Below are 18462 nucleotides of genomic sequence, written 5' to 3'. Positions count from 1 at the left end.
CCATGAAGTTCACAGATGCCTTTATCCGCCGTCCGGTGCTGGCCATGGTGGTCAGCCTGCTCATCGTGCTACTGGGTTTGCAGGCCTACAGCAAGTTACCGCTGCGCCAATACCCGACCATGGAAAACGCCCTGATAACGGTGACCACCGCCTACCCCGGTGCAAACGCCGAAACCATCCAGGGCTATATCACTCAGCCATTGCAGCAAAGCCTGGCCAGCGCCGAGGGCATCGACTACATGACGTCGGTGAGTCGCCAGAACTTTTCGGTGATTTCCATCTACGCGCGCATCGGCGCCAACAGTGACCGCTTGTTTACCGAGTTGCTGGCCAAAGCCAATGAGGTAAAAAACAAACTGCCACAAGACGCCGAAGACCCGGTGTTGAGCAAAGAGGCGGCCGACGCTTCGGCGCTGATGTACATCAGTTTCTCCAGCCAGCAATTGAGCAACCCGCAGATCACCGACTACTTGTCTCGCGTCATCCAGCCCAAGCTCGCCACCCTGCCGGGCATGGCAGAAGCGGAGATCCTCGGCAATCAGGTGTTCGCCATGCGTATCTGGCTGGACCCGGTCAAGCTCGCCGGTTTCGGCCTCAGCGCCAGCGACATCACCGACGCCGTGCGCCGTTACAACTTCCTGTCCGCCGCCGGCGAGGTGAAGGGTGAGTTCGTGGTGACCAGCATCAACGCCAACACCGACCTCAAGTCCGCTGAAGCCTTTGGCGCCATCGCCGTTAAAACCGACGGTGACAGCCGTGTGCTGCTGCGGGACGTGGCCCGCGTAGAAATGGGCGCGGAAAACTACAACGCCATCAGCTCGTTTGGCGGCACGCCCTCGGTGTACATCGGCATCAAGGCTACCCCCAGCGCCAACCCGCTGGAGGTGATCAAGGAAGTGCGCAAGATCATGCCAGAGCTGGAAGCCCAGTTGCCGCCTACCCTCAAGGCAGAAATTGCCTACGACGCCACGCTATTTATCCAGGCCTCCATCAACGAAGTGGTCAAGACCCTGTTTGAGGCGGTACTGATCGTCATCGTGGTGGTGTTCCTGTTCCTCGGCGCGTTGCGCTCGGTGGTGATCCCGGTGATCACCATCCCGCTGTCGATGATCGGCGTGCTGTTTTTCATGCAATTGATGGGCTATTCGATCAACTTGCTGACGCTGCTGGCGATGGTATTGGCCATCGGCCTGGTGGTGGACGATGCCATCGTGGTCGTGGAGAACATCCACCGGCATATCGAGGAAGGCAAGACGCCATTGGATGCGGCGCTGGAAGGCGCGCGGGAAATTGCCCTGCCGGTGGTGTCCATGACCATCACGTTGGCCGCGGTGTATGCGCCCATTGGTTTTCTCGAAGGGCTCACCGGGGCGCTGTTCAAGGAGTTCGCCCTGACCCTGGCCGGGGCGGTGATCATTTCCGGCATTGTCGCTCTGACCCTGTCACCGATGATGTGCGCCCTGCTGTTGCGCCACGATGAAAACCCGAGCGGCCTGGCTCATCGCCTCGACCGGATTTTTGACAGACTCAAGCGGCGCTATCAACGCATGCTCCACGGCACCCTGAATACGCGGCCGGTGGTGATCGTGTTTGCGCTGATCGTGCTGTGCCTGATCCCGGTGTTCCTCAAGTTCACCCAGTCGCAACTGGCCCCGGACGAAGACCAGGGCATCATCTTCATGATTGCCAGCGCGCCGCAGCCCACCAACCTGGACTACCTCAACACCTACACCGACGAGTTCATCAACATCTTCAAGGAGTTTCCGGAGTACTACTCGTCGTTCCAGATCAATGGCTTCAACGGCGTGCAATCGGGCATCGGCGGTTTCCTGCTCAAGCCGTGGAACGAGCGCGACCGCACCCAGATGCAAATCCTCCCCGAGGTGCAGCATCGCCTCGAGCAGATTCCCGGCCTGCAAGTGTTCGGCTTCAACCTGCCGTCCCTGCCCGGCACGGGTGAAGGCCTGCCGTTTGGCTTTGTGATCAACACCGCCAATGACTATGAGTCGTTGCTGGAAGTGGCCAACCGCGTGAAAAAGCGCGCGATGGAGTCGGGCAAGTTTGCCTTTGTCGACATCGACCTGGCCTTCGACAAACCCGAAGTGGTGGTGGATATCGACCGCGCCAAGGCGGCGCAGATGGGTGTGTCGATGCAAGACCTCGGCGGCACCCTGGCAACCCTGCTGGCGGAGGCGGAGATCAACCGGTTCACCCTCGATGGGCGCAGTTACAAGGTGATCGCTCAGGTAGAACGCGCCTACCGCGATAACCCCGACTGGCTGAACAACTACTACGTGAAAAACACCCAGGGTGAATTGTTGCCGCTGTCGACCCTGATCACACTCACTGACCGCGCCCGACCGCGCCAGTTGAATCAGTTCCAGCAACTCAACTCGGCGCTGATCTCAGGCTTTCCGATCGTGAGCATGGGCGAGGCCATCGACACCGTGCGCCAGATCGCCATTGAAGAAACCCCACCCGGCTATGCGTTCGACTACAGCGGTGCGTCCCGACAATTTATTCAGGAAGGCTCGGCGCTGTGGGTAACCTTTGGCCTGGCCCTGGCGATTATCTTCCTGGTGTTGGCGGCGCAGTTCGAAAGCTTCCGTGACCCGCTGGTGATCCTGGTGACGGTGCCGTTGTCGATCTGTGGGGCGCTGATTCCGCTGTTCCTGGGCTGGTCGAGCATGAACATCTACACCCAGGTGGGGTTGGTAACGCTGATCGGCTTGATCAGCAAGCACGGCATTCTGATCGTGGAATTTGCCAACCAGTTGCGTAAGGACAAGGGCCTCACGCCCCGACAAGCCGTGGAGGAAGCCGCATCGATTCGCCTGCGACCAGTGCTGATGACCACAGCCGCCATGGTGTTCGGCATGGTGCCGCTGATTTTCGCGACCGGGGCGGGTGCCGTCAGCCGGTTTGATATCGGGATGGTGATTGCGACGGGGATGTCGACCGGTACGTTGTTTACGCTGTTTGTACTGCCCTGCGTTTATACCCTCCTGGCCAAACCGGATAAGGCTTGAAGCAAAAAAAAGGGCCTCGCATCGCAAGGCCCTTTCGGGGTGGTTTAAATCGTTTCAACTCTGCGGCCTCATCCCTTGAGACATTCCAAACATGAACAGGAGCAACTCGTGATCAGGCTTGGCCGCCACACTCGCCTTGACGACGCGCGGCAACAGGCATTGCGCCCCGTCCTGCGTCGCACTGAGTACCTGTGTGCGAGGCTGTTCCCACGCGGCCAGGGCCAAGGCTGCAACGCCTAACGCCCCTACCAGAAACACACCTCGTGCTATTTCTAGCTTCATTTGGTTAAACCCTTGATAGCGCTGCCAAACGCCGTCTCGTAAAAGTAGCTGAGTTTTGCCCAGTCGCTATCGTTCCACGACGAATGGCGGCGCAGTTGCAGCATGTCGTGGGACGCTGCCTTATGAGCGGTAATGCGCTGGCGGCACTTCTCAAAATCCAGCAGTGCCACTTCCACGTTGGCCGCGTCGCCCTCGCCCGTCACCCTTACAAAGATATGCTTGATGTACAGGCAACCGTGCTGCCAACGCCCCTTGTGCATACGTGCCAGGGTGCAGGCCAATTCCTTGAGTACGCGCTCGTGGACCAATTCGCCGTAGCGTTCACGGCCACCCGCGGAGTACCAGTTTTCAATTTCGTCAAAACCGTCTAGGGACGCGGTGACCAGCAACGCCTGCCACTGGTGCTCAGCATCGCGGCGCGCCTCGCAGAACACCAACTCCGGCACCCGCACATCCAGCAAGCGCAGCCCTTTGAGGGCATCACGCTCGCGAAGCACCGTGGGGCGCCCAAAGGGGTGCAGCCAACTGCGGTAGATGTGGCCAGTCTGGCGCTTGCTGTAGAGCAGACGCCCATTGGCGCTCATCACTCGCTGCACACCACTTTCACCGCCGCGACGACGATTGGGCTCTTCGACCCACTCGCCTTGTTGGCGCCAGAAATAATCAAATCTTTCTTCGGGAGCTACGTGACTGCCTGCTACGCACTCAACTGCCATGCTCTTACCTCTTGCGCAATACATACACTCGCCACATGGCGTACAGCGGGATGAAATCCAGAGAATCCTGAACACGGAAACCCGCTTGCTCAAATTCTGCTTCAACAGTAGCAGCTGGTAACACAAATCTGTTTTGGTAACCTTCTTGCTCACCGCTCTTGCGTCGCTGCCCTTCAAGGCGTTTGCGTTTCCAGGCTTTGAAATTGCCATCGACCCACAGCGAAATGATCACGCTGTCGCGGGTAACACGCTGAAACTCCCGCAATATCGCCAGTCGGTGCGCCGGATCACCAATGTGGTGCAACAGGCGCATACAGAAAATGCTATCGACCGAGTTATCCGGCAAATCGATATCAAAGGCAGATGTCTGCAAAGGTCGTACCCGTTTCACCACATCCGCCGGTTGGGCGGCGGTTGCGACCTTCAACATCGACGCGGAATTGTCGGCGCCAATAATCACACGGTTGGGTTTTTCCGCCAGCAACGGCCAGAAGCGCCCCGCACCACACGGCAAGTCCAGCACCAGGCTAGGCTCACCCGCCATCGCCAAGGCACCGCGGGCCAATTGTTCGTCGCGCTTGTGGGACAAGCGGCGGGCCAAATTGTCCTGATGCTTGAGCAAATATTCGTGGGCGTGTTCGTCGTCGTACTTGTCGGAAAATTCGAGTTTGATCGGGGTAGGCATCAACGGATCTCCTGTTGCTGATGCCTACAACCTTAAGCAGCGTCCTGTGATCAACAGGTCAACCCATTGTGAAAAACTTGTCCTGTCCAATCTCATATATTTCAAGACTTTACAGATACAAGCAATATCATGGGGCCATCTTCGCCGAATTACGGCGATCTCTGGCAGGATAACGGCAGGGGAAACGGTCAGGCGTTGACCTGACTCAACTGAACATGAAAGCGACAGCCATTGGGTTCCATAGTGCTGAGGGTAACGCTCCAGCCCTGGTTCTCGCAGATGCGCTGGACCAGTGACAAACCCAATCCGAGGCCCTCACCGCGCTTCTCACTGCCGCGGACAAACGGCTCGAACATCGCTTCGCGCTTATCTTCGGGAATGCCGACGCCGCTGTCTTCCACCACAAACCCGGTAGGCTCCAGGGTCAGCCGGATAAAACCGCGTTCGGTGTAATGCAGCGCATTGCGCAACAGGTTGCCCATCACGGCATGCAGGAAGGTCGCGTTGTAGCGGGTATCCAAAGGGTTGCCCGGTTGGTAGATCAACTCCAGGCCCTTGTGCTCAATGGGCTCGCGCCAAATGCCAAGCAGATCATCAGCCACCTGCGACAGGTTGACCTTGGGCGACATGCTGCCATCGTCATGTTGGGCACGGGCGAGCATCAGGAAGGTTTGGACCAGTTCACGCATTTCTTCACAGGCACGGGCGATTCGCTCGACCTGGTTACGCCCACGCTGATCGATCGCGGGGTTTTCCAGTAGCAGTTCGCAGGAACTGGCCAGCACCATCAGGGGCGTGCGCAGTTCGTGGCTGACATCGCTGGTAAACAACTGCTCGCGTGACAATGCCTGACGCAGGCGCCCCAGCGTGGCGTCGAAGGCCACGGCCAACTCCCCGACTTCGTCGGCGGCATAGTCGGGCGCCAGGGGCGGCGCCAGGCCAAGCAACTGGTCACGGTGGCGCACCTGACGAGCCAGGCGCACCACCGGCGCCATCACCTTGCGGGCCAGCACCCAACCGAGGAACACCGCCAGCGCCAGGCTGAGCACGAAGCCCACCAACACCACGGCAAACAGCACGCGCTCGCGCTCTTCGAAATCGCTTTGATCTTGCAGCAGCACATAGCGCCGACCGTCGACTACTTCGACCATGGCGTGGTACGACAGCGCCTCACGAAACACCTCATGAAACCCTGGCTCCAGATGGCGCAGGTCCTTGGGCAATTCAAAATCGCCGGGGCCACCGCTGAAGTAAAACAGCTGATCGGGCTCGGGCCGGTGCCGCCAGTCCTCAACGGTGTCCATCAGCAGCAGGCGCTGCAAGTCACCGCCCAAGCCTGCCGAGATCAACTTCTCTTCCACCAGGTGCACGGTCGCGACGATGCCCATGGCGAAGGCGCCCGCCACCAACGCACTCATCAAGGCAAAGGCGATGATGATCCGCTGGGCAAGGCTTTGCTTAAACTCCATCACGGCCCTCGGCCAAGCGGTAACCCACACCATGCACCGTTTGCAGCAGCGGTTTGGCGAACGGCTTATCGATCACTTGCCGCAACTGGTGCACATGACTGCGCAGGCTGTCGCTGTCCGGGCAGTCATCGCCCCACAGCGCCTCTTCAAGGACTTCCCGACGCAGTACGTGGGGACTCTTCTGCATCAAGACCGCGAGCAGCTTCAGGCCGACCGGGTTGAGTTTGAGCAGGCGCCCTTCGCGGGTAACTTCCAGGGTATCGAGGTCGTAATTAAGATCGGCCACTTGCAGGGCGCGACGACCGCCACCTTGGGCACGGCGTAGCACGGCTTCGATACGCGCGGCCAATTCCGACAGGGCAAACGGTTTGAGCAAATAATCGTCGGCGCCGGACTTGAAGCCCTGCAACCGGTCATCCAACTGGTCGCGAGCGGTGAGCATGATCACCGGTGTGTCGCGGCGGGCGTCTTCGCGCAGGCGTTTGCACAAGGTGTAGCCATCGATGCCAGGCAGCATGATGTCGAGCACGATCAAGTCGTAGTGCTCGGTCGCGGCCAGGTGCAAGCCCGACAAACCGTCCTGCGCACAGTCCACGGTGTAGCCTTTTAGCCCCAGGTAGTCGGCCAGGTTGGCCAGAATATCGCGGTTGTCTTCAACCAATAGAATTCGCATGGGCAGTGTCTCCGTACGCGGTAACGGCCGTGTTGGCTCGCGCAGCTTAAGGCCAAGTGTGGCTAAGGGATAGAGCTGAGAGGTACGACGATAAAGGTTTTCAACCTTGTAAGGAATTGAACAAGTTTTTCACTATAGCTTCACAAACTGACTACAGTGTCAGGCAGAAGATCGCCCCCCATTGATATAAGGAACATTGACATGGGGTTTCTCAAGATGGCGCCAATGCGCTATTTGCTGTTGGTAACCGGTGCCTGGCTGGTTATTTTCCTGCTCACTCGCAGCGTACTGCTCATCACCCACCTGGATGAAGTCGGCGGCAACCTGCTGCCGGTGTTTGGCGTGGGCCTGCTGTACGACCTGGGTTTCCTGGCCTATGCAGCACTGCCGCTGGGGCTGTATTTGCTGCTATGCCCACCCGCGCTGTGGCGCCGTCGCGGTCACCGCTGGTTCCTGCAGGCGGTGCTCACCGTCAGCCTGTTCGCAATGCTGTTTACCTCGGTGGCCGAGTGGCTGTTCTGGGATGAGTTCGGCGTTCGCTTCAACTTTATTGCCGTTGACTATCTGGTGTATTCCGATGAGGTGTTGAACAACCTGTTGGAGTCCTATCCGATCGGTAAACTGCTGAGCCTGCTAGCCATGCTGGCCATTGTGCTGAGCCTGGCCTTGCGCAAGCCGTTCAACGCGGCGGTGAGCGCCCCACTGCCGACAATGCGTGGCCGGCTGGCGAATGCCTTGGGCCTGTTGATCGTCAGCGGGTTGAGCCTGCAACTGATCAGCCAAGACAGCCCACGCGCCCAGGGCGGTAACGCTTACAAGAACGAACTGGCCAGCAATGGCCCGTATCAGTTCTTTGCCGCCTTCCGTAATAATGAGTTGGATTACCCGCAGTTCTACAAAACCCTGCCAACGGACGTCGTTGCCCAGCAAATGCGCACCGAACTCAGCGAGCCCAACGCCCGTTTTATCGGTCAGGACCCGCTGGATATTCGCCGCGCCATCACCAACCCGGGGACGCCGCGCAAACCCAATATCGTGCTGGTGACTATCGAAAGTTTCAGCGCCAAATACATGGGCAGCAACGGCGACGAACGCAACCTCACGCCTTACCTCGATGCACTGCGCAAACAGAGCCTGTATTTCAATAATTTCTATGCCACCGGCACCCGCACCGACCGTGGCTTGGAAGCAATTACCCTGGCGATCCCCCCTACGCCCGGGCGCTCGATCGTCAAGCGCATTGGTCGTGAAAGCGGCTTCGCCAGCCTGGGGCAGCAACTCACGGCCGTCGGTTACGACAGCGTGTTCGTGTACGGCGGGCGCGGGTACTTCGATAACATGAACGCGTTTTTCAGCGGTAACGGTTATCGCGTCGTGGACCAGAGCAGCGTGCCCGAGTCGGAAATCTCGTTCAAGAACGCCTGGGGTATGGCTGACGAGGACCTGTACAAACAAACCCTGAAACTGGCCGACACCGACTACGCCAAGCAGCAGCCATTTTTGCTGCAGTTGATGACCACTTCCAACCACCGCCCCTACACCTACCCGGATGGGCGTATCGACATCAAATCCGGGAATGGCCGCGACGGCGCCGTGAAGTACACCGACCATGCCATCGGCCAATTCCTGGAAGCCGCCCGTCAAAAACCCTGGTTCGATACCACGATCTTCATCTTCGTCGCCGACCACACCGCCGGCAGCGCAGGTAAAGAAGATCTGCCCATCACCAACTACCAGATTCCGCTCTTCATCTATGCGCCCAAGCTGATCGACCCACGAGAAAGCGCACAACTGGCCAGCCAGATCGACTTGGCGCCTACGCTGCTGGGCCTGCTCAACCTGAGCTACGAATCAACGTTCTTTGGCCGTAACCTGCTGCAGGAAAACCCACTGCCACCTCGGGTCGTGGTCGGTAACTACCAGCACCTGGGATTGTTCGACGGCAAGGACCTGGCCATTCTCAGCCCGCGCATGGGCCTACGCCGCCACGACCAAGCCCTGGGTGAAAGCAAAGAGCTGCGCGTCGGCAGCGATGATCCGTTGATCCAGCGGGCGATCAGCTACTACCAGGCTGCCAGTTATGACTTCAAACAACAGTTGCTGAGCTGGAGGGCGCCCAAGGAAGAGGCCCCGGCATTGAGCACGCGCTAACCAAAACGTCCCGTACAGGTCAGTACGGGACTGTTTCACCAGGGTTCACCATGCGAACCGTTCCCGCCGTACCGGCTTCCAAACCTCTCAACTTATGGCTATGCCTCGGCATCCCTGGCGGCGCTGCGCTTCTATTGCTGTTGCTGGAGCTGACCTCGCTGGACATGGACCTCGCAAAGCTGTTCTACAACGGCGCGGAGGGCGGTTTCATCGGGCGTTACAGTTTCTTCCTCGAAGACATCCTGCATGACCGCGCCAAAGAGTTGGTCATCCTGTTCTCGGTCTTGGCGATCCTGGGATTTGTCGGCACGTTTGTCCTCCAACGGCTCAAACCCTATCGCCGCGAACTGGGCTGCCTAGTGCTCTCACTCGGGCTGGCGACGGCGTTTGTCTCTCCGCTGAAAACCATCACCGGCGTCCAGTGCCCATGGAGTGTCCAGGAGTTCGGCGGTCAGGAAACCTACAGCAAACTGCTGAACCCTCGCCCGCCCACCGATAAACCCGGGCGCTGCTGGCCAGGCGGTCATGCCGCCACCGGGTTCGCCTTGTTCGCGCTGTTTTTTGCACTGCGGGACAGGCAGCCGCGCATGGCGCGCTATGCATTCATCTTCGCCGTCGGCTTGGGCAGCGTCTTTTCCGTAAGCCGTATGATGCAAGGCGCACACTTCTTTTCCCATAACGTGTGGACGGCGATTTTCTGCTGGCTGATCTGCCTCGGGCTGTATTGCCTGTTGCTGTACCGGCCATCCAAGCGCGCAACGCACACCTGAACCCAAAGCAACGCCCACAAAAAAGCCCCGCCTGCATCACTGCAGGCGGGGCTTTTTCAGTACAGGGGTAAGGCTGGCTTACATCATGCCGCCCATGCCACCCATGCCGCCCATGTCTGGCATACCGCCACCGCCAGCGCCTTCAGCCTTTGGCTTGTCAGCAATGGCAACTTCGGTAGTCAGCAGCAGACCAGCGATCGAAGCCGCAGCTTGCAGTGCCGAACGGGTGACTTTGGTTGGGTCCAGGATACCCATTTCAACCATGTCGCCGTATTCGCTGGTTGCAGCGTTGTAACCGTAGTTACCTTTACCGTTCTTCACTTCGTTGACCACAACACTTGGCTCGTCGCCGCTGTTGGAAGCGATCTGGCGCAGTGGGGATTCAACGGCGCGACGCAGAACAGCGATACCGACGTTCTGGTCAGCGTTATCGCCTTTCAGGTCAACCAAGGCTTCCAGAGCACGGATCAGCGCAACGCCACCGCCAGGTACCACGCCTTCTTCAACGGCTGCACGGGTTGCGTGCAGGGCGTCTTCAACGCGGGCTTTCTTCTCTTTCATTTCGACTTCGGAACCGGCGCCAACCTTGATCACTGCAACGCCGCCGGACAGCTTGGCCAGACGCTCTTGCAGTTTTTCACGGTCGTAGTCCGAGGAAGTCTCGGCAACCTGGGCGCGGATCTGGTTGATGCGGGACTGGATGTCGCCATCGACGCCAGCACCGTCAACGATGATGGTGTTTTCTTTGGAGATGGTCACGCGCTTGGCACTACCCAGGTTTTCCAGGGTGGCGCTTTCCAGGCTCAGGCCGATCTCTTCGGAGATTACGGTACCGCCGGTCAGAACAGCGATGTCCTGCAGCATGGCCTTGCGACGGTCGCCGAAGCCTGGAGCCTTGACGGCTGCAACCTTGACGATGCCACGCATGTTGTTCACAACCAGAGTCGCCAGGGCTTCGCCTTCAACGTCTTCGGAAACGATCAGCAGTGGGCGGCCGGCTTTGGCAACGGCTTCCAGCACTGGCAGCATTTCGCGGATGTTGGAGATCTTTTTGTCGACCAGCAGGATCAGCGGGCTTTCCAGCTCGGCAACCATGGTTTCTGGCTTGTTGACGAAGTACGGGGACAGGTAGCCACGGTCGAACTGCATGCCTTCTACAACCGACAGTTCGTTTTCCAGGCCAGTGCCTTCTTCAACGGTGATCACGCCTTCTTTACCGACTTTTTCCATGGCTTCGGCAATGATGTCGCCGATGGAGCTGTCGGAGTTGGCGGAGATGGTACCTACCTGAGCGATAGCCTTGGTGTCAGCGCATGGCTTGGACAGGTTTTTCAGCTCGGCAACAACGGCGATGGTGGCCTTGTCGATACCGCGCTTGAGGTCCATCGGGTTCATGCCGGCAGCGACGGCTTTCAGGCCTTCGTTGACGATCGACTGAGCCAGAACGGTGGCGGTGGTAGTACCGTCGCCTGCGTCATCGTTGGCACGGGAGGCAACGTCTTTGACCAGCTGCGCGCCCATGTTTTCGAAACGGTCTTCCAGTTCGATTTCTTTAGCTACAGAAACGCCGTCCTTGGTGATGGTCGGAGCGCCGAAGCTCTTCTCGATGATCACGTTACGACCTTTCGGGCCCAGGGTAGCTTTTACTGCGTCAGCCAGGATGTTGACACCGGTGAGCATTTTTTTACGGGCGGAATCGCCGAATTTAACTTCTTTAGCAGCCATGATCGATATTCCTTAAATACTTTGTAGTAACGGGAAAATGAGCGGGGAAATCAGTCTTCCAGAACAGCGAGAATCTCGTTCTCAGCCATAACCAGCAGGTCTTCGCCGTCGACTTTCACAGTGTTGCTGCCGGAGTAAGGGCCAAAAACAACCTTGTCACCGACTTTAACGGCCAGCGCACGTACGTCACCGTTTTCCAGAGTCTTGCCTGGGCCTGCAGCGACGATCACACCGTGGTTGGCTTTTTCAGCAGCCGAACCTGGCAGAACGATACCGCCAGCGGTTTTCTTTTCTTCTTCGCTGCGACGGATTACGACGCGGTCGTGCAGAGGACGAAGCTTGCTCATTGTCGATCTCTCCTAATTGTGTTTTTCATCGGCCGGTGTCAGTACCGGCAGGTTGTTATCCGGCTGTGCCGGTCGCGCCTCGCCAAGCAAGACGCGGAAGTCTGTCTGGTGTCGCCACCAGAAACCTTGCGGTGACCGTTACATAAGGGCGCATAAGCTTATTACAAGGGCGATCGGCGGAATTTTTTTGCAGTTGCCGAGCGATAAAAGCAACACGGCACCCGCAGGTGCCGTGTCAATAAAGCGGTTATTTGCTGTCGCGGTGTTCGAACTCACCTTCGATCACATCGCCTTCACGCCCCAAAGGCTGGCGCGGAGCCGGGCCACCACGGGGTTGCAGGTCGTCTGCGAACGCACGCTGGCGAATCGCCGCCTCTTCGGCGCGCTGGCGCATCTTGCCCGCCAGAAGTTTGCGAGTGAACGGCAGCAGCAGGAACAGCCCGACAACATCGCTGACGAAACCCGGCAGGATCAACAAGCCACCCGCCAGGGCCATCATCAGACCTTCAAGCATGGTCTGGGCCGGTAGTTCGCCACGGTTCAGGCTTTCACGGGCACGCAGTGCCGTTGCCAGGCCGGCGACGCGCAGCACCAGAACGCCAAGCATCGAGCCGAGAATGATCAGCAACAGGGCCGGGAAAAACCCGATCGCACTGCTGACTTGGACGAATACGAACAGCTCCAACACCGGGAACAGCAGAAAGAGCAATAAAAAAGGGCGCATCAAATGGTTCCTCAACGCAAGAATGCCTTGCCAGTCCACCTTAGATGACGTCGCCGTTTCGTGAATTCAAGCGTCAGCCGCGGCTTTTTTCGGCCAGGCTGCGGCGTGGGCCAATGAAACCAGGGCTTCGCGTACTTGTGTCGGCGTGTTGCAAGGCTCGGCAAACGGCAGCCAGTACAGGGATTGGCCGATACGCAGGTGCATGCCTTCGCTGTCGATGCCGGCCAATTGCGCGGGCTCCACGGCAGGCAGGCCGGCAAGCCGAACGTAATGGGCGATGGCCTTGGTGTGATCGCTGTTCATGTGCTCGATCATGCTTCGCTCAGCCTTGCCCGCGAACGGGTTGGCGAGTGTCAACTGGTCGACCCAGTGAATCGCGCCAAAGCCGCCGATGTAACGGTGGCGCACCGGCTTGAGCACCCAAAAGTCGAAATCGTGAGCTTTATGGTAGTTGGCGGAATCGGGGAAGTAGCGGTAATAGCGCTCGGCGGCAGCCTCAATGGCGGCGCCCTCCTCCAACTTCTCGGCTTCACCCAGGTAGGTCAGACGCCCAACGGCTTGCACATCGTCGGCCTCACGTTCGCCCACCAGCAGCGAGCACTTGGGGTCTTTTTGCAGGTTGTGGGTGTGCTGGGCGATACGGCTGATCAGGATCAGCGGGCGACCCTGTTCGTCCAGGCAGTACGGCACGACCGAACCAAAGGGAAAACCCGGCATGGCTTTTGACTGTGTGGCGAGAGCCCCACGGTATTCCTTGAGCAATAGCTCTCGGGCGTTCTTGGCAACGTGCGCGCTCAACGTGAGACTCCTCGGGTATTCAACCGCCCAACCCATATGGGAATGGATCGCAACACAAGGTAATCAATATCCGCGCAGGTTGCCAAGCAGGTTTTATGCAGCCTTATTACCAGGCCACGCCGAAGCCTGCGGTGTAGCGGGTCTTGCTCAAACTGCTTTCCGAGTCGCCACTGATAACGTCGCGCTCGGCCTTGAGATTGAGGGAAGCCCACTCGGTGACCTTGTAGCGCAGGCCGACTTCCGCATCCAGAGAGTAATCCGCGGGCGCATCGATAGGCTTGCCCAGTTCGCCAGTGGTGAAGAACTCGACGGTCTTGCCCACCAGATAGCGGTTGTAGTTCCACTTCATAGCCAGGGAATAGAAGTTGTCCTTACCGCCATCGGCATATTCATAATCGGTGCGGTTGACCAGCGACCCCAGGGAGAACGCACCCAATTCGTCGTCCCAGAACTGGTAGCCCGGACCGGTACCGACCGTGCGTTGACGCGCAAGGTCTTCCACTTTGTCGCGCTTGTAGGTCAAACGCCCTTGCCAGAACCAATGCTCGGTGATGAACCGGTCCAGGTCGTATTCCAAAGCCCAGTTGTCGGTGGTGGTCACGTCGTCCTGGAATTCGCGGTTGTACTCACCTTGACCGGTATGCCGCCACTGGCCATGGCGGGCAGTGGTTTTGAAGTCGATATCGTAGTCGTTGGTGTCGTTCTCGGCGCGTTTGTAGTCCAGCGCCATGTCGACGTTGCCCTTCCACACCAGGTCTTCGATCACAGGCTTGGGCTTGATGATCTGCTGGATGCTGGCCAGTTCTACAGTCTTGGGCGCTTCGCCATTGGCCAGCACCACTTTGCCATCATCCGCAGCCTTGAGGGATTTGGCCTTCTCGCCAGTGTAGGCGTCCTGCTTGACCAACAACTCCTGGTCGCTCTCCAGGGTTTTAACCTGCTTCCAGTCCACCGGGATTGCACCCGCGTAGTCGGTCTGGATCAGCAGCTTGCCACCGTCAAATACCTTGATCTTGCCGGTCAGGCGGTCACCGTTCTTCAACCAGACGGTATCGGCGAGCAAAGGTGTTGAGGCGCTGAAAACAGCAAGGCACAGCAGGGTTCTGGACAACATATGCGGATTCGAGGCTCGGTTTTGGCGAAAAGAGGGCATTATCGTCTTAGATGACGTGTTAGCAAGGACTGACTCAAGGATCTGTATTGAGTTCAATTCTCAACACCCTGCTTACAGCATATTTCTTACAGATATGCCGACATTTTCAACGGATAGCACCTCAGTGAATCAATCTGCCGACACCCCGCAAAACGCGGCCGAGATGCGCCGTACCGCGTTGTACCTGACATTGGCGCAAGTCCCCGCCGGCTGCGTGGTGAGTTACGGCGAGCTGGCGCAACTGGCCGGGCTGGGCCGCGCTGCACGCTGGGTGGGGCGCACCTTGAGCCAACTCCCAGAAGGCACCACATTGCCCTGGCATCGCGTGCTGGGTGCCGGCGGTCGGATAAGCCTGCCGGTGGGCAGCGCCTCGGGCGACGAGCAGCGCGCGCGTTTGCGCGATGAAGGCGTCACTGTCCGTAATAATCGCGTGGATATTCAGCGCCATGGCTGGCGCCCGGTAGAGCACAGCGGTTAGAGTGCGCGCTTTGTTTCCGCAAACCTGAGGCAGACTCCAGCCCATGCCCCGTAAAACCTGGCGCGCCGCGCTCGCCGCCTATGCCAGCCCCTCGACGTTAGTGCTGTTGTTGCTCGGCTTTGCCGCCGGCATGCCTTACATGTTGGTGTTCTCGACGCTTTCGGTGTGGCTGCGCGAGGCCGGTGTGGCCCGCGAGACCATCGGCTATGCGAGCCTGATCGGTCTGGCGTACGCCTTCAAATGGGTCTGGTCACCACTGCTCGACCAATGGCGCCTGCCGCTGCTCGGCAAACTTGGACGGCGTCGTTCCTGGCTGGTATTGGCCCAGTCGCTGGTGATCCTTGGATTGATCGGCATGGGTTTCTGCGACCCGCAGAAACATTTGTCCTGGCTGATCGCTATTGCCGTCGTCGTCGCCTTCGCGTCCGCCACCCAAGACATCGCGGTCGATGCCTATCGCCTGGAAATCGCCGACGATAGCCGCCAGGCCGCGCTGGCCGCCAGCTATATGTCCGGCTACCGCATAGCCGCCCTGCTGGCCACGGCGGGTGCACTGTTCTTTGCCGAAGGCTTCGGCTCCACCGGTTTCAACTATAAACACTCGGCGTGGACCGGCACCTATGTGCTGTTCGGCGTGCTGATGATCCCCGCGCTGCTGACCACCCTGTTCATGCGCGAACCCAATGTGCCATTGCGCACCCAGTTGCAGGCCGGGCGCTACAGTTTCATGCACCAACTGATGTCGGTGTTTGTGCTGATCGTTCTGCTGGTGTCAGTGCCCGCCATGTTTACCCAGTTGTACAACACCGACTTCGGAAGCGTGGTGTTCCACGACACTAGCGTGTGGGACCTGCTGATGGAGGACCGCGCGTTCCTGCGCGCCATTCTCTATATCATCCTCACCGCCCTGTGCCTCTCGACCATGGGCCGTCGCGGCCTGGCGCCGGTGCTGACACCGGTCAACGACTTTATCCTGCGCTACCGCTGGCAGGCACTGCTGCTGCTCGGGCTAATCGCCACCTATCGCATGTCCGACACAGTGATGGGCGTGATGGCCAACGTGTTCTACATCGACCAGGGCTTTACCAAGGATCAGATCGCCGGGGTCAGCAAGATCTTCGGCCTGATCATGACCCTGCTCGGCGCCGGCATGGGTGGTTTGCTGATTGTGCGGTTCGGCATCCTGCCGATCCTGTTTATCGGCGGTGTCCTGTCGGCCGGCACCAACCTGCTATTCGTGATGCTCGCAGACATGGGCCCCGACCTGCAGATGCTGATCTTCACCATCTCCCTGGACAACTTCAGCTCCGGCCTGGCCACCTCGGCATTTGTGGCTTACCTGTCGAGCCTTACCAACCTCAAGTTTTCCGCCACTCAATATGCCTTGCTCAGCTCGATCATGCTCCTGCTGCCGCGCCTGATCGGTGGGTATTCGGGGGTGATGGTGGAGAAGTTCGGATATCACAACTTCTTCCTGATCACCTGCATGCTGGGGGTGCCGACGCTGCTGCTGATTGCGTTGCACTGGTTTCAGGAGAATCGGCGGATTCGGTTGAATCCGCCGGCAGAAGACTGATTTTGGGGGCCCTTTAAAAGCCAGACTGCGGCGCCCCCATCGCGAGCAAGAACTAGGCGTCCCCCTCGCTCCTTCAAACAGCCCTATATTCTGATGCCTGTACGGCGGCAGTTTGCGCCCGTACAATCCCAAGTCATTTCAAGTCCAAGCAACCGACAACGGCCTACCATGCGTACCAGTCAATATTTGCTCGCCACACAGAAAGAAACGCCTTCCGACGCGGTCGTGATCAGCCATCAGCTGATGCTGCGCGCCGGCATGATCCGCAAACTGGCCTCCGGCCTGTACACCTGGCTGCCCATGGGCTTGAAGGTGATGCGCAAGGTCGAAGCCATCGTTCGTGAAGAAATGAACGCCGCCGGCTCTCTCGAAGTGTTGATGCCGAGCACCCAACCGGCTGAGTTGTGGCAGGAATCCGGGCGCTGGGAAGAGTACGGCCCTGAGTTGCTGCGCTTCAAAGACCGTCATGGCCGCGACTTCTGCGCTGGCCCGACCCACGAAGAAGTGATCACCGACCTGATGCGCAACGAGCTGAGCAGCTATAAGCAGCTGCCGCTGAACCTGTATCAGATCCAGACCAAATTCCGTGATGAAATCCGCCCACGCTTCGGTTTGATGCGCGGCCGCGAATTCATCATGAAGGACGCCTATTCGTTCCACGCTGACCAGGCATCGCTTCAGGTCACCTACGATCGTATGCACCAGGCTTACTGCAATGTGTTCACGCGCTTGGGCCTGAAGTTCCGGGCAGTTGAAGCGGACAATGGCTCCATCGGCGGTGCCGGTTCCCACGAGTTCCACGTACTGGCTGAATCCGGCGAAGACGATATCGCGTTCAGCAACGGTTCCGACTACGCGGCCAACATCGAGAAAGCCGAAGCCGTACCGCGCGAAACCTCGCGCCCAGCGCCGGCTGAAGAACTGCGCTTGGTGGACACGCCGGAAACCAAGACCATCGCGGCCCTGGTGGAAAAATTCAATCTGCCGATTGAAAAGACCATCAAGACCCTGATCGTGCGCGCCGAGGAAGAAGGCAAACTGATCGCCCTGGTGATCCGTGGCGACCACGAACTCAACGAAATCAAGGCTGCCCAACAGCCTGGCGTGGCCAGCCCGCTGGTCATGGCCACCGACGACGAACTGCGCAACGCCATTGGCGCCGGCGCCGGTTCCCTCGGCCCGCTGAACCTGCCACTGCCGATCATCATCGACCGTTCGGTAGAGTTGATGAGCGACTTCGGTATCGGCGCGAACATCGACGATAAGCACTATTTCGGCGTGAACTGGGAACGTGACCTGCCAGTTCCGACCGTAGCGGACCTGCGCAACGTCGTCGCCGGAGACCCAAGCCCGGATGGCAAGGGCACCCTGGAAATCAAGCGCGGCATCGAAGTCGGGCACATCTTCCAGCTGGGCAACAAGTACAGCAAGGCGATGAAGTGCGAAGTGCTGGGCGAAAACGGCAAGCCGATCACCCTGGACATGGGTTGCTACGGCATTGGCGTATCCCGCGTGGTTGCTGCTGCCATCGAGCAGAACAACGATGAGAAAGGCATCATCTGGAGCGACACCCTGGCACCGTTCCAGATCGCCCTGGTACCGCTGCGTTACGAAACCGAGCAAGTACGCGAAGCCACCGACAAACTGTATGCCGAACTGACGGCCGCCGGTTTTGAAGTGCTGCTCGATGACCGGGACAAGAAAACCAGCCCGGGCATCAAGTTCGCCGACATGGAACTGATTGGCATCCCGCACCGGATCGTGGTCAGCGACCGCGGCCTGGCCGATGGCAATCTGGAATACAAGAGCCGGACCGAAGCCGAAGCCCAACCGTTGCCGGTGGCTGACGTGCTGTCTTTCCTTCAGGCGCGTATTCGTCGCTGAAA

Annotated in this window: 16 protein-coding genes; 6 read left to right on the top strand and 10 right to left on the bottom strand. The window is 58.9% G+C overall.

The annotated features are described in order from the left end of the window. The first annotated feature begins 2 nt into the window (after nucleotides 1–2). Nucleotides 3–3029: a multidrug efflux RND transporter permease subunit gene (locus tag AOA61_RS22430; RefSeq protein WP_099602744.1), complete on the top strand. Its 3027-nt coding sequence runs from the start codon at nucleotides 3–5 to the stop codon at nucleotides 3027–3029. 54 nt (nucleotides 3030–3083) lie between these two features. Here the strand turns inward: AOA61_RS22430 and AOA61_RS22425 are convergent, their stop codons facing one another. From AOA61_RS22425 to colR, 5 genes are all read right to left on the bottom strand, one after another. Next, complete coding sequence (locus tag AOA61_RS22425) at nucleotides 3084–3311, bottom strand: hypothetical protein (RefSeq protein ID WP_032890836.1); 228 nt, start codon at nucleotides 3309–3311, stop codon at nucleotides 3084–3086. After that, nucleotides 3308–4027: a lipopolysaccharide kinase InaA family protein gene (locus AOA61_RS22420; RefSeq protein ID WP_032890835.1), complete on the bottom strand. Its 720-nt coding sequence runs from the start codon at nucleotides 4025–4027 to the stop codon at nucleotides 3308–3310. Before AOA61_RS22420 ends, AOA61_RS22425 begins: the two co-directional genes overlap by 4 nt. A 4-nt stretch (nucleotides 4028–4031) precedes the next feature. Further along, entirely contained in the window at nucleotides 4032–4715 is a 684-nt protein-coding gene (locus tag AOA61_RS22415; RefSeq protein ID WP_164444788.1) for a class I SAM-dependent methyltransferase, read from the bottom strand. 185 nt (nucleotides 4716–4900) lie between these two features. After that, on the bottom strand, nucleotides 4901–6181 hold the full coding sequence (locus AOA61_RS22410) for a HAMP domain-containing sensor histidine kinase (RefSeq protein WP_032890831.1): 1281 nt from the start codon (nucleotides 6179–6181) through the stop codon (nucleotides 4901–4903). Further along, entirely contained in the window at nucleotides 6171–6854 is a 684-nt protein-coding gene (gene colR / locus AOA61_RS22405) for a two-component system response regulator ColR (protein WP_027605482.1), read from the bottom strand. Before colR ends, AOA61_RS22410 begins: the two co-directional genes overlap by 11 nt. Before the next feature lie 201 nt (nucleotides 6855–7055). Between colR and AOA61_RS22400 the strand changes: the two genes are divergently transcribed. After that, on the top strand, nucleotides 7056–9005 hold the full coding sequence (locus tag AOA61_RS22400; RefSeq protein ID WP_099602742.1) for an LTA synthase family protein: 1950 nt from the start codon (nucleotides 7056–7058) through the stop codon (nucleotides 9003–9005). Nucleotides 9006–9055: 50 nt separating this feature from the next. Further along, the gene (locus AOA61_RS22395; RefSeq protein WP_099602741.1) at nucleotides 9056–9775 is read left to right on the top strand and encodes a phosphatase PAP2 family protein; all 720 of its coding nucleotides are present in this window, start codon (nucleotides 9056–9058) and stop codon (nucleotides 9773–9775) included. A 78-nt stretch (nucleotides 9776–9853) separates the two neighbouring features. Here AOA61_RS22395 and groL read toward each other — a convergent pair whose 3' ends face one another. From groL to AOA61_RS22370, 5 genes are all read right to left on the bottom strand, one after another. Continuing rightward, nucleotides 9854–11500 carry a chaperonin GroEL gene (groL, locus tag AOA61_RS22390; RefSeq protein ID WP_032890825.1) on the bottom strand — a complete coding sequence of 549 codons (1647 nt, stop codon included), beginning with the start codon at nucleotides 11498–11500 and terminating at the stop codon, nucleotides 9854–9856. Between the two features lie 50 nt (nucleotides 11501–11550). Beyond that, a complete protein-coding gene (groES, locus tag AOA61_RS22385) occupies nucleotides 11551–11847 on the bottom strand; it encodes a co-chaperone GroES (RefSeq protein ID WP_003175874.1) in 297 nt (98 codons plus the stop codon). A gap of 247 nt (nucleotides 11848–12094) precedes the next feature. Beyond that, nucleotides 12095–12571, bottom strand: a complete 477-nt coding sequence (locus AOA61_RS22380; RefSeq protein ID WP_032890823.1) for an FxsA family protein — start codon at nucleotides 12569–12571, stop codon at nucleotides 12095–12097. Between the two features lie 66 nt (nucleotides 12572–12637). Then, complete coding sequence (locus AOA61_RS22375) at nucleotides 12638–13369, bottom strand: HugZ family protein (RefSeq protein ID WP_099602740.1); 732 nt, start codon at nucleotides 13367–13369, stop codon at nucleotides 12638–12640. 106 nt (nucleotides 13370–13475) lie between these two features. Beyond that, the gene (locus AOA61_RS22370) at nucleotides 13476–14483 is read right to left on the bottom strand and encodes a DUF481 domain-containing protein (protein WP_032890819.1); all 1008 of its coding nucleotides are present in this window, start codon (nucleotides 14481–14483) and stop codon (nucleotides 13476–13478) included. Between the two features lie 133 nt (nucleotides 14484–14616). Between AOA61_RS22370 and AOA61_RS22365 the strand changes: the two genes are divergently transcribed. From AOA61_RS22365 to AOA61_RS22355, 3 genes are all read left to right on the top strand, one after another. Beyond that, nucleotides 14617–15000, top strand: a complete 384-nt coding sequence (locus AOA61_RS22365) for an MGMT family protein (protein ID WP_050442874.1) — start codon at nucleotides 14617–14619, stop codon at nucleotides 14998–15000. A gap of 43 nt (nucleotides 15001–15043) precedes the next feature. Then, on the top strand, nucleotides 15044–16576 hold the full coding sequence (locus tag AOA61_RS22360) for an AmpG family muropeptide MFS transporter (RefSeq protein ID WP_032890815.1): 1533 nt from the start codon (nucleotides 15044–15046) through the stop codon (nucleotides 16574–16576). A 168-nt stretch (nucleotides 16577–16744) separates the two neighbouring features. Then, entirely contained in the window at nucleotides 16745–18460 is a 1716-nt protein-coding gene (locus AOA61_RS22355; RefSeq protein ID WP_095185795.1) for a proline--tRNA ligase, read from the top strand. Nucleotides 18461–18462: the final 2 nt, after the last annotated feature.

The organism is Pseudomonas sp. 2995-1 (genome assembly GCF_002742505.1).
GTDB lineage: Bacteria > Pseudomonadota > Gammaproteobacteria > Pseudomonadales > Pseudomonadaceae > Aquipseudomonas > Aquipseudomonas sivasensis.
Note: the sequence above shows the minus strand (reverse complement) of the source record. Positions and strands in the feature narration are given on the sequence as shown.